Below are 17,118 nucleotides of genomic sequence, written 5' to 3' on the forward strand. Positions count from 1 at the left end.
CGCATCAAGCTGAAGCTAAAAGGGCTGAGTCCTGTGATGTACAGAACTCAGCCCTCACGGCCCTAGCCTAAAACTGTCCAACTTTGCGGGGTCAGTTCAAATTTCCCCGCGGGTTTTTTTATTGCCCGCGCCGTTTAGTCAAACGCCTCCAATTCCCCGCAAAGCCCGCCGAATCAGGCTCAACCCTCGTTGACACCGTTCTTTCGGCTGCGTCTAATGAGCGCCGCATCCGGACACCATCCGGCTGACTACAACTTTCATTACAACGTGCCATCAACGATTCGGGGATCATCATGAACAAGACGGAACTGATCGACCACATTGCGCAGGAAGCCGACATCTCCAAAGCCACCGCCGGCCGCGCGCTGGATGCGCTCATCGGCGGTGTACGCGCAACGCTCTCGAAGGGCGGCACCGTGACGCTCGTGGGCTTCGGCACGTTTGCGGTCGGCAAGCGCACGGCGCGCACCGGACGCAATCCGCGCACGGGCGCCGAGATCAAGATCAAGGCCGCGAAGGTGCCGAAATTTCGGCCTGGCAAAGCTCTGAAGGATGCGCTAAACTAGCGGACTCGCTGGATACGGCGTCTCGCATACCGGGGCACTGAAACAGCAGCGTGCAAGTTGAAAGTCATCGGCCGGGTGCTTAGCTCAGTTGGTAGAGCGGCGCCCTTACAAGGCGTAGGTCGGGAGTTCGAGCCTCTCAGCACCCACCAGGTCTACATGACATCACGCTCAACTTGCTGCACGTACTATCTGGAGCGGTAGTTCAGTTGGTTAGAATACCGGCCTGTCACGCCGGGGGTCGCGGGTTCGAGTCCCGTCCGCTCCGCCAGATTCAAACGAAAGTCCCGCACGCTTCACGGCCTGCGGGACTTTTGTTTTATGCCTTCTGATGCGGTGCCTTTCTAGTCCTCAACGCTTCGCCGAAACACTGCCGGCAAGTGTGTCACAGAGACCTTCAACTCACTGATTCATTGGTCGTTTCACGTGCATGCGCGAACGCCATGACCAAGGCCCGCCTGCCTCGCGCGGCCAATTCCCCGTCACCTTTCGCCTTTTCCCCGGCCACTGTTGTAATATCGAGCGTTTTGTTCCGACAACGCAGCGCTACATGCTCGACTTCTTCCGAAATCACCAGCGCCTGATGATGGCCCTGCTGATCCTGATCGTGGTGCCCGGTCTGGGTATCGTGGGTATCCAGGGTTTCAGCAACTTCTTCGACGAAAGCGCCTGGGTCGCCAGTGTCAATGGCCACAAGATCACCCGTCCCGAATTCGATAACGCCTTCCGCCAGCAAGTGGACCGCGCCCGTTCGATGCTCGGTGCACAGTTCGACGCCAAGATGTTCGACACGCCCGAAGCCCGCGCCGCGATGGTCGACAGTCTCGTGCAGCAGCGCGCACTCGCCGACGAAACCCAGCGCCTGCATCTGACCGCCTCCGATGACGCCGTGCGCCGCGCACTGCTCGCCGACCCGGTGATCTCGTCGCTGCGCAAGCCGGACGGCACCATCGACGTCGAGCGCTACAAGCAGTTGCTCGCCATGCAGGGCATGACGCCCGCGCAATACGACGAGCGCATGCGCTACAGCATCGCCACCGAGCAGATTCCGGGCAGCATTCAATCGACGTCGTTCACGTCGAAGTCGTTCGCGCAAAGCCTCACTGAACTCGCCGAGCAGAAGCGCGCGGTGCAGGGCATGTCGCTGCGCACTGCCGACTACACGGCGAAGATCCAGCCGACCGACGCTCAGCTCACCGCTTACTACGACGCGCATCGCAACGCCTTCGCCTCGCCCGAGACGGCCACGATCCAGTATCTGGTGCTGTCGCCGGGCGCGCTCGCGGCGGCCTCGAAGCCGAGCGACGCGGACCTCAAGAAGTACTACGACGACAACATTCAGCGCTACCGCACGGAAGCGCAGGTGCGGGCGAGCCACATCCTGATCAACGCGCCGAAGGACGCCAGCGCCGCCGACAAGGCCAAGGCCAAGCAGAAGGCCGAAGCGCTGCTCGCGCAGGTGAAGGCGCATCCGGACCAGTTCGCGCAGATCGCGCAGAAGAATTCGGAAGATCCGGGCTCGGCGAACAAGGGCGGCGATCTCGGTTACTTCGCGCGCGGCCAGATCGCGGGCGGCAAGGACTTCGACGACGCCGCGTTCAGCCTGAAGAAGGGCGAGGTGAGCAACATCGTCGAGTCGGACTTCGGCTATCACATCATCCAGGCCACCGACGTAAAGCCCGCCGTCACGAAGCCCTTCGACGAAGTGAAGGACGCGCTCGCCAAGGACTATGCGGCGCAACAGGGCGCGAAGGGTTTCGCCGACGACTCGCAAGGCTTCACGGACCTGGTCTACGAGAAGTCGAAATCGCTGCAACCGGCCGCCGACAAGTACAAGCTGTCCATCCAGACGGCGACCGTGGGTCCGAAGCCGAATCCGCAGTTGCCGCAGGACAATCCGCTCAACAACGCGAAGTTCCTCGCCGCCGTGTTCGCACCCGATTCGGTGAAGGAGCGCAATAACACGCAGGCCATCGACGTCGGCAACAACACGATGATCGCCGCGCGCGTGACCGACTACAAGCCGTCCGCCGTGCCCGCATTCGACGCCGTGAAGGACCAGGTGCGCAAGCAGGTCATTGCGGAGATGGCGGCTGCCATGGCGAAGAAGGAAGGCGAGACGAAGCTTGCCGATCTGCAGAAGTCGAAGTCGACTGACGGCTTCACGTCGCCGATCACTGTCTCGCGCAACGATGCGCAGGGGCTGCCGCCCGCGGCGCTCAGCGCGATCTTCAAGGCAGATGCAGCGAAACTGCCGGCTTACGTGGGCGTCGACCTCGGTGCGGACGGCTATGCCATCTACCGCGTGAACTCGGTCGAGAAGCCCGCAGCGGTCGCGGCGGACCGCCTGGCCGGCGCGCAGCAACAGATCGCGCAGGTCTACGCGCAGGCGGAAATGGAAGCCTATACGGATGCACTGAAGGCGCGTTCGAAGATCAAGCTGAGCCACGCAACGGCGCAGGATCCGTCGAACTGATCCGCTGATCGCATGATGCAAAAAGCCCCGCTATCCGAAGAGTAGCGGGGCTTTTTTTCATTCACGCCCGGCGCGCTGCAAGCACGCGGGCGCAGGACCTCGACGCGACCTTACAGGCAAGCCTGGACGTCGCCGCTGGCCTCGCTGCCGGCCGCGCCCGAAGCGCGGAAGCCCACCCACGAGCCCGAACCGGTATAGGCCGGACGCACCACGGCTGCGGCGCCGTTCGGCGGCTGCTGGCCGGGAACGTAGACATCGACGGCCTGGTCGTTCGCCAGCGTGTCCTGCGACACGACTTGCTGCTGCGACTTGTCGGCCCACTTCTGGGCGACGCATTGCGCCACGGCCTTCGGCGCCTTCTGACTCGTGCCGACTTGCTGCACGCCGGCAGGCGGTTGAGCGGCACAGGCCGAGATTGCAACGGTCAGGGCGAGAAGAGGGATAAATTTCACGTGACCTCCTTGTCGGATCGCTCTCTCAGTACGAGCGGGGTTATAAGAGTTACGCGAAAGTTTCAGATGACTGAATCGTGGCCGGGTTCCGCGTCAATGTGATCAAGCCGTGCGGCCGGCGTATCGCCTAATGCGACGCGCCCGCGCCCAGCAAGGGTTTCAAGGTTGGCCAGACGTTGTTCAATAGCAAAGGCTGGGCCTGCACGGTCGGATGGATCTGATCGGCCTGGAACATCGAGGGCGTTTCGGCGATGCCCGCCAGCAGGAAAGGCACGAGCGGCACCTTCTTCTCCTTCGCGATGCGCTCGTAGACCGCGTGGAACTTTTGCGTGTAGTCGGGGCCGTAATTGGGTGGAACGTACATGCCGATGAGTAAAACCTTCGCATGCGCGGCCTGCGATGCATCGACGATACCGCGCAGATTCGCCTCGGTCGTCGTGAGCGGCACGCCGCGCAGTGCATCGTTGCCACCCAGTTCGACAATCACCACGGCAGGCTTGAGCCGCGCGAGCACGGCGGTGAGCCGCGCGCGCCCGCCGCTCGTGGTGTCGCCGCTGATGCTCGAATTCGCGACGCTATAATCGAGACGCTCTTGCGCGAGCTTGCCGCGCAGCAGATTGACCCAGCCGGTATCACGCGGCAGGCCGTATTCCGCGGAGAGGCTGTCGCCCAGCACGACGATCGCGGGCCTGGTCGGTGTCTGCGCGGGAGGCACGGGTTGAGGCGCCGCCTGGGCATCCGCGGCGTGCGCCGTGACGCAGACCGCCATCATCAGGCCCAGCACGGGAAGCGTACCGCGCAAGTTTTTCTTCAAGGTGTCCATGCAAAACAATATCGAGCCGGTCATCGAAGTTCGGGGATTGAACAAGCGGGTGAAGGACGCAACAGGCGAACTGACCATCCTGGATCAGATCAACCTCTCGATCGCGCAGGGCAGCAGCGTGGCGATCGTCGGTGCGTCGGGATCGGGCAAGTCGACGCTGCTCGGCCTGCTCGCGGGATTGGACAGCGCGACGGAGGGCTCGGTTCGCCTGCTCGGCAAGGAGCTCTCCACGCTCGATGAAGACCAGCGCGCCGCACTGCGCAGCGGGGCCGTGGGCTTCGTGTTCCAGTCATTCCAGTTGATGCCGCATCTGACCGCGCTCGAGAACGTGATGCTGCCGCTCGAACTGCGCGCCGAGATGCCGCACCATGAGATCGCCGCACGCGCCCGCGCATTGCTCGATCAGGTCGGGCTCGCGCAACGCATGGGACATTATCCGAAACTGCTGTCCGGCGGCGAACAACAACGCGTCGCGCTGGCGCGGGCGTTCGTCACGCATCCCGCCGTGCTGTTCGCCGACGAACCCACCGGCAGCCTCGACGCCGCCACCGGCTATGCGATCATCGACCTGATGTTCGAGATGAACCGCCGCAATGGCGCGACGCTCGTGCTGGTCACGCATGACGCGGAACTCGCCGAGCGCTGCGACGCGACCGTGACGATCGAAGCCGGACGCATCGTCAACGGGTCAGGAGTATAAAAAAAGCCCGCAACGCGTAAGGCGCGCGGGCTCCATTGCAACGAAACAGCCTCAGCGCTTCAAGGCCTTGCGCGCCCGCGCGATCAGCGCCGACGTCGACGAATCGTGCTTCGCCGGATCGGCACTCGCCGCGGTGATGTCGGCCTCGACCACCTTGCCGAGAATCTTGCCGAGCTCCACGCCCCACTGATCGAACGAGTTGATGTTCCACACGGCGCCTTGCACCAGCACCTTGTGTTCATACAGCGCGATCAGCGCGCCGAGCGTCTGCGGCGTCAGCGGGTCGAGCATGATGGTGGTGGTCGGACGGTTGCCGGGGAAGCTCAGGTGCGTCGCCAGTTCTTCCTTGCCCGGACCGGCCACTTTCTTCGCTTCCTCCAGCGTACGGCCGAGCATCAGCGCTTCGCTCTGCGCGAAACAGTTCGCCAGCAGCTTCGCATGATGATCGACGAGCGGATGCTCCGGCGTCAGCACCGCGATGAAGTCGATCGGGATGATCGTCGGGCCCTGGTGCAGCATCTGGAAGAACGCGTGCTGGCCGTTCGTGCCCGGCTCGCCCCAGATCACGGCGGCAGTGGGGTAATCGACCATCGTGCCGTCGAGACGCGCCGACTTGCCGTTGCTCTCCATCTCCAGCTGTTGCAGATACGAAGGCAGGAAGTGCAGCGCTTCCGAATACGGCGCGATCAGATCGCTCTGCGAGCCGAAGAAGTTGCGATACCAGATGCCGATCATGCCCATCAGCACCGGCAGGTTCACGTTGAGCGGCGCGGTGCGGAAATGCTGGTCCATCGTGTCCGCGCCTTGCAGCAGCGCGTCGAAGTTGTCCGGGCCGACCGAGATCATGATCGAGAGGCCGACCGCCGACCACAGCGAATAGCGCCCGCCCACCCAGTCCCACATCTCGAAGACGTTCTCTTTCGCGATGCCGAACTTGACCACTTCGGCCGGATTCGCCGACACGCCGACAAAATGTTTCGATAGCTGGTCTTCCGGGCAGCCGGACTTGAGGAACCAGTCGCGCATCGAGTGGGCGTTGGTCATCGTCTCGAGCGTCGTGAAGGTCTTCGAGACGATGATCGCGAGCGTTTCCTCCGCGTCGATCTGTTGCAGCACGTTGTAGATGTCGGCGCCGTCGACGTTGGACACGAAGTGCGTGTCGAGCTCCTTCGAGCTGAGATGATGCAGCGCGTGGACGACCATCTTCGGCCCGAGATCCGAGCCGCCGATGCCGATGTTCACCACATGGCGGATGCGCTTGCCGGTGTAGCCGGTCCACGCGCCATCGCGGACCTGGGTGGCGAAGGCGGCCATCTTGGCCTTCTCGGCCTCCACTTGCGCATGGAAGGGCGCATCCGGCGACTGGGCGCGCAACGCGGTGTGCAAGACCGCGCGATGCTCGGTGACATTGACGATGTCGCCGTTGAACATCGCGTCGCGCTTCTTCGTCACGCCGGCTTCCTCGGCGAGCTGGATCAGCAGCTTGAGCGTGGCGTCGGTGACGCGGTTCTTGGAAAAGTCAATGGTGAGCCCGCCGCCTTCGAACGTCAGACGTTCGGCGCGCGTGGGCGCGCTGTCGTTTTGCGGCGCGAACCAGTCGCGCAGGCGCTCGCCGGAAATGGAGTCGTAGTGCGACTGGAGCGCCGACCAGGCAGGAAGCGAATTGAGCGTCGAGGTTTGGGTCATGAGCGGTCCGTTAGTCTGAGGGTGACAGAGGAAAACGTTCGTGCAATGCCTGCGCGGCCTGGGTCAGCGTGTGTCGTGAACGCGGTGACGGATGCCGCGGATGCCCGAATCGAAAAGAGTATAGCGACGATGCATGAACGGCTGCTTGCAACGTGTCGCAGGCGCCCGCCTTCAGGGGTGATCTTCGCGCGCCGCGTAGAAGCGCCGGTTGAGCAGCGCGCGCACCGCCGGTGCAAGCTCGCCCGCGGTCAGGCCGGCCGGGCCGATGCCTTCGTCCGTGAGCGTCTGCGCGGCCTGGCCGTGCAGGTAGACGCCGGCGAGCGCGGCTTCATAAGCCGGCAGCTTCTGTGCGAGCAATGCTCCGATCAAACCGCCGAGCACGTCGCCGGTGCCGCCCGTAGCCAGCCCGGCATTGCCGGTCGGGTTCACGGCAACCCGGCCGTCCGGCGCCGCGATCACGGTGCCCGAGCCTTTCAGCACGGCGACGGCGCCATAACGCGCCGACAACTGCCGCGCCGCCGCGATGCGGTCGGCCTGGATGGCTTGGGCATCGCTTTGCAACAAGCGCGCCGCTTCGAGCGGATGCGGCGTCAGCACGCACGGATCGCCCTGCGCGCCGCGTGCCGCGACGGCGGCCGCCAGCGGCTCGTCGTGGGCGACGAGATTGAGCGCATCGGCGTCGAGCAGCTTCTGGACGTCGAGCTTCAGGACGTCCTCGAGCACCTTGCGGGCGCGCGCGCTCGTGCCCATGCCGCAGCCGATCGCGAGCGCATCCATCTTGTCGAGCGCAAAGCCTTCGACGTGATGCAGCATCAGTTCCGGATGAGGCGGGTCATAGGGCGGAAAGCCGTCGCCGAGAAAGGCGATGTTCACCTTGCCGGCGCCGCCGTAGAGCGCCATGCGCGCCGCCAGCACGGGCGCGCCGCACATGCCGGTGTCGCCGCCGATCACCGCCAGCGAGCCGAAGGTGCCCTTGTTGGTCGCGTTGTCGCGCGGCGGCAGGGCGGCGCCGAACAGCGCGGGCGCGTTCAGCACGAGCGACGGCGCCGCGCTCGCCTCCAGTTCCAGCGTGGCGACGAACAGCCGGCCCGTGAGATCGCGTCCCTGCGACGTGAAATGTCCCGGCTTCGCGCCGATGAAGGTGAGCGTGTCGGTGGCGCGCACGGCGTCGCCGCCGCGCACCGGCGTGCCGGTGTCGCTGTCGAGGCCGCTCGGGACGTCGAGCGCCAGCACGCGGCCGGCGCTGCGCGCGCGGCGCGTGAGGCGCGCGGCGAGGTCCGCGAACACGCCTTCCAGCGGCCGCGTGAGCCCGATGCCGAACATGCCGTCGACCAGCCAGCCGAAGCCGTCGAACGAAGCGGGCGGCGCGGTATCGATAGGCACGCCGGCCGCGCGCGCGGACGCGAGCGCCCAGCGCGCATCGTCGGGCTTGACCTCGACGGGCATGCACACCTGCACGGCAATTCCCGCGCGATGCAGCCTTTCGGCCATCACGAGCGCGTCGCCGCCGTTGTTGCCCGGCCCGGCGACGAGCCACACAGGCTGCGCGCGGCTCGCGGCATCGTGCGACAGGGCCTCTTCCAGCCATTGCGCGGCAGCCGCGCCCGCGCGCGCCATCAGCGTGTGCGGCGGCAGCCCGGCCGCGCCGCGTGCTTCGAGCGCGCGCAGTTCGTTCAGCGTGAGGAGCGGGAGCGGTTCGTCTTTCGGCGTGAACCAGGGAGAACGGGGAACGGTCATGGCGGCGCAGGGAAGGGCGCTCCGGGTATCGGAGCGGTCGGAAACCCGACGCCGTTGCAGCAATCGTGCCCGGCGCGCGCACGCGAGGTGCGCGGTGAGCGCCGCGCGAACTAGAAGCGTTCGAGACTCAGCGCGGCGAGCGTGTCGGCGGGGAGATCGGGCGTGACGCCGGAGACGAGATCTGCGATCACTTTAGCAGAGCCGCACGCCAGGCCCCAGCCCGCCGGCCCGTGCGCCGCGTTGACGAACAGCCGCGGATGGCGCGTCGCGCCGGCGACCGGCAGGCCATCGGCGCTCAGGAGGCGCAGGCCGTCCCAGGCGCGCGCGGCGGACACCCGTGCCGCGCCGGGAATCCAGTCGTGGGTGCCCTGGCCCAGCAGATCGAGCGCGCGGCGCGAGAGCGCGGCGTCCAGCGGCTTGTCGGCCTTGGCGGCGCTCTGCAGCACACCCGCGCCGCCGACGCGCAACCGCTGGTGAATACGCGTCATCGTGATGCGCTTGACCGAATCGACGACGCTCAGATGCGGCGCGCGCTCTTCGTACGCGACCGGCGCGGTGAGCGTATGCACGCGCAGCGGAAAGAGCGCGGAGGCCGTCTTGCCTGCGCCGACCAGCGCGGGCGTGCCGGTTCCGGCCGCGACGACCAGCGCATCGGCGGTGAGTGCATCGGCATCATGCGCGCGCTTCCTGCCTTCGCCTGAAGAAGCCAGTTCGACTGCCGCGCGCGCGCCGTCGAGGCGCAGCGCCGCGACGGTCTGCTGCATGCGGAATTGCACGCCTTGTTCTTCGAGGAACTGCTTCAGTTGCTTGGTAAAGAGCGGGCAGTTCGCGGTGCGCTCCTCGGGCAGCAGCACGCCGCCGGCGAAAGCGGGGTCATCCGGCACGGAAGGCTCGATGGCGACGCATTCTTCCGGCGTCAGCACCCGATGCGGCACCTGGAAGCGCTTGAGCAGTTCGATGGCGGCGTGCGCGTCTTCCAGCTCGCGCGGCTGGCGGAACACGTGCAGGACGCCGCGCCGCTGCTCGAAATCCAGTTCCAGACGCTGCTCGATCTCGCCGATCACCTGCCGCGACAGTTCGACGAGCGGCGCCAGCTTCGTGTACTGGGCCGTGAACGCGTCGGGCTCGCGCAGCAGCGACAGTTGCCTGACGAACTCGCGCGCGCCGGAGTCGAAGCCGGTCTTGACCACCATCCCGCTCTGCTTGACGCGGCTCGAGGTCATGAAGGTCGGGCCGAACCAGACGTCGAGCGGCGAGGGCAGGAGCGCGCCGCCCTGGCCGTAGGTGGCGCCTTGCGCGACGGTCGCGTGCCGCTCGATCACGCATACGCGATGACCGGCCGCATGCAGCTGATAAGCGGTGGCGATGCCGGCGATTCCTCCGCCGATGACGATGACATCCATGACTGTCTGATGCTGATTGGCGCCCGCAGGCGCGAGAAACGCGGCGTTGCGCGATGAAACGGGAAGCGCGGCGGACCGGCGCTGAGCGTGGCGCGCACCGGGAGAAAGCGCGCCATGATAGCGTCAAAACCGTTTGCGGGGGCCGGCAATCTGTCTGCGACGGGAGATCGAAAGGGAGCGTCGGATGCCGCGCCCTCGCTGCGCGTCCAGCGCCCAGTAGGACGCGACCAGTCAGGCGCCGCTTCCGGGTTATAATCGCGGTCTTCCTTTTGCCTCATGCCGTTTCGCGTGCTCGGGTCCGGTTGTGCGAATGTCCAGATTCGCAGACGGAGCGCCAAGCCTTATTTTTCGCGCACCAGCGAGCGCCTCGCGAGCGGCACACAGACGTCATCGACGCACCGTCACAATGGCCCACTTCTCGTGTTTCCCCGGCGCTTCGGCCCTCTCCGATTTCCGTCAGACCCGCCTTCTCGAAACGCTCGCCCGCATCGACGCCAACATCGTCGGCGTGCGCGGCCAGTTCCTGCATTTCGTGAATGCGTCGGAACCGCTCACGGATGAAGACAATCGCCGCATCGAGGCGCTGATGCACTACGGCGCGCCCTTCGAGGCATCGAAGGAGCGCGGCGCGACGGAAACCTTCATGGTCGTGCCGCGCTTCGGCACCGTGTCGCCGTGGGCCAGCAAGGCCAGCGACATCGCGCATCACTGCGGGCTCACGAAGGTGCGGCGCATCGAGCGCGGCGTCGAGTACACGGTGATCATGAAGAGCGGCTTCCTCGGCGGCAAGAAGGCGCTGACAGACGCGGCGCGCGCCGCCGTCGCCGACGCGCTGCACGACCACATGACGGAAAGCGTCGCGGCCTCGCGCGAGCAGGCGCTGCATCTCTTCGACGAACTGCCTGCCCGGCCGCTGCAAACGGTCGACATCATCGGCGCGGGCCGCAGCGCGCTCGAAGCCGCGAACCTGGAACTGGGCCTCGCGCTCGCCGACGACGAAATCGACTATCTGGTCAGCGCGTTCGAAGAGCTGGAGCGCAATCCCACCGACGTCGAACTGATGATGTTCGCGCAGGCCAACAGCGAACACTGCCGTCACAAGATCTTCAACGGCGAATGGACCATCGACGGCGCGAAGCAGGACATGTCGCTGTTCCAGATGATCCGCAATACTGAAAAGCTGAATCACGCGGGCACGATCGTCGCGTATTCGGATAATTCGGCGATCATGCAGGGCGGCATGGCCGAGCGCTGGTTCCCGCGCGGCAAGGATGAGCAATACCGGCGTCACGTGGAAATGACCCACACGCTGATGAAGGTCGAGACCCACAATCACCCGACCGCCATTTCCCCGTTTGCGGGCGCGGCGACCGGCTCCGGCGGCGAGATTCGCGACGAAGGCGCAACCGGCCGCGGCGCGCGTCCGAAGGCGGGTCTTGCGGGCTTCACGGTGTCGAACCTGGATCTGCCCGACGCCCGCCGCAACTGGGAAAACGACCGCGACGCCGCCGTGCCGCTCGCGTCGCGCAATCCCGCCGACGCGCATCAGCCGTATGGCCGCCCGGACCGCATCGCGTCGCCGTTGCAGATCATGATCGACGGCCCGATCGGCGCCGCCGCCTTCAACAACGAATTCGGCCGGCCGAACCTCGGCGGCTACTTCCGCACCTTCGAGCAGAACGTGGCGGGCCGCGTGCGCGGCTATCACAAGCCGATCATGATCGCGGGCGGCATCGGCAACATCTCGGACCAGCACACCCACAAGCTCGACCTGCCGGCCGGCACGCTGCTGATCCAGATCGGCGGACCGGGCATGCGCATCGGCATGGGCGGCGGCGCGGCGTCCTCGATGGCCACCGGCGCGAACACCGCCGAACTCGATTTCGATTCCGTCCAGCGCGGCAATCCCGAAATCCAGCGGCGCGCCCAGGAAGTCATCAACAGCTGCTGGCAGCTGGGCGACAACAACCCCATCCTGTCGATCCACGACGTCGGCGCGGGCGGCATCTCGAATGCGTTCCCGGAACTCGTCGACGGCGCGGGCAAGGGCGCGCTGTTCGAGCTGCGCAAGGTGCAGCTGGAAGAGAGCGGTTTGTCGCCGCGCGAAATCTGGTCGAACGAGGCGCAAGAGCGCTACGTGCTGGCCATCGCGCCGGACGATCTGCCCGCGTTCCAGGCCCTCTGCGAACGCGAACGCTGCCCGGTGGCAGTGGTCGGCGTGGCGACGGAAGAGCGTCAGCTGAAGCTCGTCGATGAAGCCAACAGCGGCCAGGAACCCGTCGACATGCCGATGGACGTGCTGCTCGGCAAGCCGCCCAAGATGCATCGCGACGTGAAGCGCGAACGCGCGCAATTCAACGAGGTCGATGTCACCGGACTGCCGCTGTCGGAAGTCGCGGTCGAGGTGCTGAAACATCCGACGGTCGCGAGCAAGTCGTTCCTCATCACCATCGGCGACCGTTCGGTGGGCGGCACGACCGCGCGCGACCAGTTCGTCGGTCCGTGGCAGGTGCCGGTGGCGGACTGCGCGGTGACCACGATGGACTACGTCGGCTATCGCGGCGAAGCCATGACGATGGCCGAGCGCACGCCGCTCGCCGTGATCGACGCCCCCGCGTCCGGCCGCATGGCCGTGGGCGAGGCGGTGACCAATATCGCGTCGGCGCCCATTGCGTCGCTCGACAAGCTGAAGCTCTCGGCAAACTGGATGGCCGCCTGCGGCAGCGCCGGCGAAGACGCCGCGCTGTACGACACGGTGCAGGCCATCGGCATGGAACTGTGCCCGGCGCTCGGCATCAGCATTCCGGTCGGCAAGGATTCGCTGTCGATGCGCACCAAGTGGCAGGATGCGCGCGGCGGCGCGCGCGAAGTGGTGTCGCCGGTGTCGCTGATCATCTCGGCGTTCGCGCCGGTCGAGGACGTGCGCCGTCACCTGACGCCGCAGCTCGTCAACGACACCAGCACCGTGCTGATCGCGATCGACCTCGGGCGCGGCCGCAACCGCATGGGCGGAAGCATCCTCGCGCAGGTCACGCAGCAAGTGGGCGACACGGTGCCGGACGTCGACGATCCCGAAGACCTCAAGCGCTTCTTCGCGGCCATCCAGGCGCTGAACGCGGACGGCAAGCTGCTTGCCTACCACGACCGCTCGGACGGCGGCCTGTGGGCCACGGTGTGCGAGATGGCGTTCGCGGGTCACGTGGGCGTGTCGCTGAACGTGGACATGCTGACGCTCGATCCCAACCACGAGTCCGACTACGGCGACGCAAAAGACTGGGCGAAGCAGACCAGCGGCCGCCGCGAAGACCGCACGCTGCGCGCGCTGTTCTCGGAAGAGCTCGGCGCGGTGGTGCAGGTGCGCGCAGCGGACCGTGATGCAGTGCTGGGCGCGCTGCGCGAGCACGGTCTGTCGGCGTGTTCGCATGTGATCGGCAAGCCGAACGAGAACGGCGCCATCGAAATCTATCGCGACGCGAAGAAGATTTTCGACGCGCCGCGTGTCGAGCTGCATCGCGCGTGGAGCGAAGTGAGCTGGCGCATTGCGCGCCTGCGCGACAACCCGGCCTGCGCCGACGCCGAATACGACGCGCTCCTCGACGCCGCCGATCCCGGCATCGCGCCGGTCCTGAGCTTCGATCCGGCGGAAGACGTCGCGGCGCCGTTCATCGCGACAAAAGCGCGGCCGCGCGTGGCCATCCTGCGCGAGCAGGGCGTGAATTCGCATCTGGAAACCGCCTACGCGTTCGACCGCGCCGGTTTCGATGCCCACGACGTCCACATGAGCGACCTGCTGGAAGGCCGCGCCACGCTCGCCGATTTCGCGGGCGCGGTGGCGTGCGGCGGCTTTTCGTATGGCGACGTGCTGGGCGCGGGCGAGGGCTGGGCGAAGACGATCCGCTTCAATGCGCAACTCGCCGACATGTTCGCCGCGTTCTTCGGCCGCGCGGATACCTTTGCGCTCGGCATCTGCAATGGCTGCCAGATGATGTCGAGCCTGGCGTCGATCATCCCCGGCGCCGAACACTGGCCGAAGTTCACGCGCAACAAGTCGGAGCAGTTCGAGGCGCGCTTCTCGCTGGTTGAAGTGCAGGCTTCGCCGTCGATCTTCTTCGCCGGCATGGAAGGCTCGCGCATTCCGGTGGCGGTTGCGCACGGCGAAGGCTTTGCCGACTTCTCGCAGCAGGGCGATCAGGCGAAGGCGCTCGTCGCGATGCGTTACGTCGATCATCGTGGCAACGCGACCGAGCAGTACCCGTTCAATCCGAACGGCTCGCCGCAAGGCATCACGTCGGTCACGACGCCCGATGGCCGCTTCTCCGTGCTGATGCCGCATATGGAGCGCGTGCATCGCAACGTGCAGATGAGCTGGACGCCGGAAGACTGGACCAGCGACGGCAGCCCGTGGCTGCGCGTGTTCCAGAACGCGCGACGCTTCCTCGGCTGATCCGCCGCGCCGCGTCTCACAAAAGCACCCCGAAGTTCACGCTTCGGGGTGTTTTGTTTTGTGCTTGCCTGTCGGCAGATATCCCAAAAAAATAGGGCCGTAAGTTACAGGTATAGTGCTCCGACGTGTCCGGGCGACGCGTGCGGATCACGGAGGCAAGATGCGGCAGTGGGTTTCAAATTACTTAGGCATACCTATTTCAAGAGCGGCGGCTGTCGTCGTCACGGCATGTTGCGTGGCGTCGTGCGGCGGCTCGGATTCGGATGCGGACGCCAGCCGCCTGTCGCCCGCGGCGCGGGCTGCCGCCATCGGCGATGCACTGACGCTGCGCGTGGCGATCGACGTCAATGACGCCGCGGCGACCGGCACGAACTGCGCGGACCTCGGCGCGGACTGGGCCAGTTGCGCGCGCGGCAGGCTGATCCTGGAGAACGGCGGGGCGCGCAAGCTGGCGGCGGGCGGCTGGACGCTGTACGTACACAGCATCCGGCGGCTGCTCATGATCGAGCATCCAGCCATCGCGTTGAAGCACGTCACCGGCGATCTCTACGCGCTGACGCCCGCGGCGGGTGCGTTCACGCTGGGCAGCGGTGAGCGGCTCGAGGTGCCGTTCGTCGGGGAATACTGGTACCGGCGCACCAGCGACCTGCTGCCGCGCGCGTACGTCGTGGCGGACGGCGATACCGGGTCGGCCGTCCTCCGCAACAACGACACCGACGACGAAACCCGTTACGTCGATCATCTTCCGGCCGTGGCGGACAACGTGTCCGCGTTCGTCACGACGCCCGCTCAGGTGTTGCGCGCGCGGGCGGAAGCTGTCTTGCCCGATGCCCGGCAGGTCGCGGCGCGCGCATTGCCTTCCGTACTGCGCGGGACGGCTGGTCAGGGCGTCGCGCAGATCGGCGCGGTGGAACTGAACCTGCCGGGGCTGACGTCAGAGCAGACCGCGGCTTTGGCTACGCGGGCCGCCACGCTCGGTCTCAACGGTCCCGCCGTGCGCGTGAACGGCGCCATCGCCGCCGGCACGCTGCCCGCCGATATCGCGAAGCACGGCGGCTACCGGCTCAGCATTGCGCCGGGCGGCGTCAGCATCGAAGCCTTCGACGCCGCCGGGCTCTACTACGGCACGCAGACGCTGCTGTCGCTGACGCCCGCGGGCGGAGGCGGCGTGCCGGCCATGACGATCGAGGATGCGCCCCGCTATGCGCATCGCGGCATGATGGTGGATGTGGCGCGCAACTTTCGCCAGCCCGCCACGCTGCGCCGCCTGATCGACCAGATGAGCGCGTACAAGCTCAACCGGCTGCATCTGCATCTGTCGGACGACGAGGGCTGGCGTATCGAGATTCCAGGCTTGCCTGAACTCACCGAGGTCGGCGCGAAACGCTGCCATGACCTCAGCGAAACGCGCTGTCTCGTGCCGCAGCTTGCGTCGGGACCGGACAACCGTTCCGGCGGCGGCTATCTGAGCCGCGCCGAATACGTGGCGCTGGTGCGCTATGCGGCCGACCGCTTCGTCGAGATCATTCCGGAAATCGACATGCCGGGGCACGCGCGGGCGGCGGTGGTGTCGATGGAAGCGCGTTACCGGCGCCTGCACGCACAAGGCGACGAAGCGGCGGCCACGGCTTATCGCCTGCTCGATCCCGCCGACACCACGAACGCAACCACGGTCCAGTTCTACGACCGCCGCAGCTTTCTCAATCCGTGCGGGGATGGTGCGCGACGGTTTGCGTCGAAGGTGATCGGCGAGATTGCGTCGATGCATCGCGAGGCGGGCGCGCCGCTCGCCGTCTGGCATTTCGGCGGCGACGAGGCGAAGAACATCCTGCTCGGCGCGGGCTTCCAGCCGCTCGACGGCACGGACCCCGGCAAGGGGCGCGTGAATCTCGCCGCGCAGGACAAGCCGTGGGGCCGCTCGCCGCAGTGCGCGGCGTTGATCAGGGCAGGGCAGGCGGCCTCCGTCGATGAACTGCCTTCGATGTTCGCGCGGCAAGTCAGCCAGATCGTGCGGACGAACGGTATCGGCACCATGGCGGCCTGGCAGGACGGCATCCGGCATGCGAACGGGCCGCGGGATTTCGCGACCTCGAACGTGATGGTGACGCTGTGGGACACGCTCTTCTGGGGCGCCGCCGACACCGCGCGCACGCTCGATACGCAGGGCTACCAGACCGTGCTCGCACTGCCCGACTATCTGTACTTCGACTTCCCCTATTCGTTCGATCCGAAGGAGCGCGGCTATCACTGGGGTTCGCACGCCACCGACAGTTTCAAGACCTTCTCGCTCGCGCCGGACAACCTGCCGCAGAACGCGGAGATCATGCCCGACCGCGACGGCCGCGCATTCGAGGTGACGAGCGCGGGTTCGGCGCCGCGCATCGAGGGCATGCAGGGTCAGGCCTGGGCCGAAGTGATGCGCACGGACACGCAGTTCGAGTACATGGTGTATCCGCGTTTGCTTGCGCTGGCGGAGCGGGCGTGGCATCGGGCGGCGTGGGAGCGGCCGTTCGCGGCGGGCGAACGCTATCGCCTGGGCGAGACGAACAAGGTCGACAAGGCGGCGCTCGCGAATGACTGGGCCGGTTTCATGAGCGTCGTGGAGAACCGGGAACTGCCGAAGCTGGTGCGGGCGGGCGCGACGGTGCGGCCGGGCCTCGCGCTCGCGAGCGGCGGGTGAGTCAGCGCGGATCTGCGGGAGCTCAGCGGCTTAGGGCCTAAACGAACTGACCGCATGGCGCTTCGTTCAAGGCCAGCACGAACCCGCCGTTCGGAAACGACAAAGCCGCCCGAGGGCGGCTTTGTGCTTGAAACGATCCAGCCGTGCGGCGTAC

The 17,118-nt window shown here is 66.4% G+C and carries 10 protein-coding genes and 2 tRNA genes; 7 read left to right on the top strand and 5 right to left on the bottom strand.

All coding sequences use genetic code 11. The annotated features are described in order from the left end of the window. The first annotated feature begins 293 nt into the window (after window positions 1-293). The 4 genes from QCE83_RS06435 to QCE83_RS06450 all read left to right on the top strand — a co-directional run bounded on the left by QCE83_RS06435 (window position 294) and on the right by QCE83_RS06450 (window position 3,039). On the top strand, window positions 294-566 hold the full coding sequence (locus QCE83_RS06435; protein WP_309808230.1) for an HU family DNA-binding protein: 273 nt from the start codon (window positions 294-296) through the stop codon (window positions 564-566). Between the two features lie 73 nt (window positions 567-639). Continuing rightward, window positions 640-715 (top strand) — tRNA-Val (locus QCE83_RS06440). Between the two features lie 42 nt (window positions 716-757). Then, window positions 758-834: transfer RNA gene (locus QCE83_RS06445), tRNA-Asp, on the top strand. A 279-nt stretch (window positions 835-1,113) separates the two neighbouring features. Next, window positions 1,114-3,039 carry a SurA N-terminal domain-containing protein gene (locus tag QCE83_RS06450; protein ID WP_309808231.1) on the top strand — a complete coding sequence of 642 codons (1,926 nt, stop codon included), beginning with the start codon at window positions 1,114-1,116 and terminating at the stop codon, window positions 3,037-3,039. 110 nt (window positions 3,040-3,149) lie between these two features. Here the strand turns inward: QCE83_RS06450 and QCE83_RS06455 are convergent, their stop codons facing one another. Further along, a complete protein-coding gene (locus QCE83_RS06455; RefSeq protein WP_309808232.1) occupies window positions 3,150-3,491 on the bottom strand; it encodes a hypothetical protein in 342 nt (113 codons plus the stop codon). 127 nt (window positions 3,492-3,618) lie between these two features. Further along, window positions 3,619-4,314: an arylesterase gene (locus tag QCE83_RS06460; RefSeq protein ID WP_309808233.1), complete on the bottom strand. Its 696-nt coding sequence runs from the start codon at window positions 4,312-4,314 to the stop codon at window positions 3,619-3,621. On the opposite strand from QCE83_RS06460, the gene QCE83_RS06465 reads away from it, so the two are divergent. Continuing rightward, window positions 4,313-5,014, top strand: a complete 702-nt coding sequence (locus QCE83_RS06465) for an ABC transporter ATP-binding protein (protein ID WP_309808234.1) — start codon at window positions 4,313-4,315, stop codon at window positions 5,012-5,014. The genes QCE83_RS06460 and QCE83_RS06465 overlap by 2 nt on opposite strands. A gap of 51 nt (window positions 5,015-5,065) precedes the next feature. Here the strand turns inward: QCE83_RS06465 and pgi are convergent, their stop codons facing one another. The 3 genes from pgi to QCE83_RS06480 all read right to left on the bottom strand — a co-directional run bounded on the left by pgi (window position 5,066) and on the right by QCE83_RS06480 (window position 9,840). Further along, on the bottom strand, window positions 5,066-6,700 hold the full coding sequence (gene pgi, locus QCE83_RS06470; RefSeq protein ID WP_309808236.1) for a glucose-6-phosphate isomerase: 1,635 nt from the start codon (window positions 6,698-6,700) through the stop codon (window positions 5,066-5,068). Between the two features lie 171 nt (window positions 6,701-6,871). After that, window positions 6,872-8,437, bottom strand: coding sequence for an NAD(P)H-hydrate dehydratase (locus tag QCE83_RS06475; protein ID WP_309808237.1), 1,566 nt, complete (start codon window positions 8,435-8,437; stop codon window positions 6,872-6,874). A gap of 110 nt (window positions 8,438-8,547) precedes the next feature. Beyond that, window positions 8,548-9,840 (bottom strand): FAD-dependent oxidoreductase, encoded by a 1,293-nt coding sequence (locus QCE83_RS06480; protein ID WP_309808238.1) that lies wholly within the window; start codon window positions 9,838-9,840, stop codon window positions 8,548-8,550. Window positions 9,841-10,246: 406 nt separating this feature from the next. On the opposite strand from QCE83_RS06480, the gene purL reads away from it, so the two are divergent. Beyond that, window positions 10,247-14,284: a phosphoribosylformylglycinamidine synthase gene (purL, locus tag QCE83_RS06485; protein WP_309808240.1), complete on the top strand. Its 4,038-nt coding sequence runs from the start codon at window positions 10,247-10,249 to the stop codon at window positions 14,282-14,284. A gap of 160 nt (window positions 14,285-14,444) precedes the next feature. Then, on the top strand, window positions 14,445-16,964 hold the full coding sequence (locus QCE83_RS06490; protein ID WP_309808241.1) for a family 20 glycosylhydrolase: 2,520 nt from the start codon (window positions 14,445-14,447) through the stop codon (window positions 16,962-16,964). Window positions 16,965-17,118: the final 154 nt, after the last annotated feature.

The sequence above is a fragment of the Caballeronia sp. LZ034LL genome (assembly GCF_031451215.1).
Classification (GTDB): Bacteria; Pseudomonadota; Gammaproteobacteria; order Burkholderiales; family Burkholderiaceae; genus Caballeronia.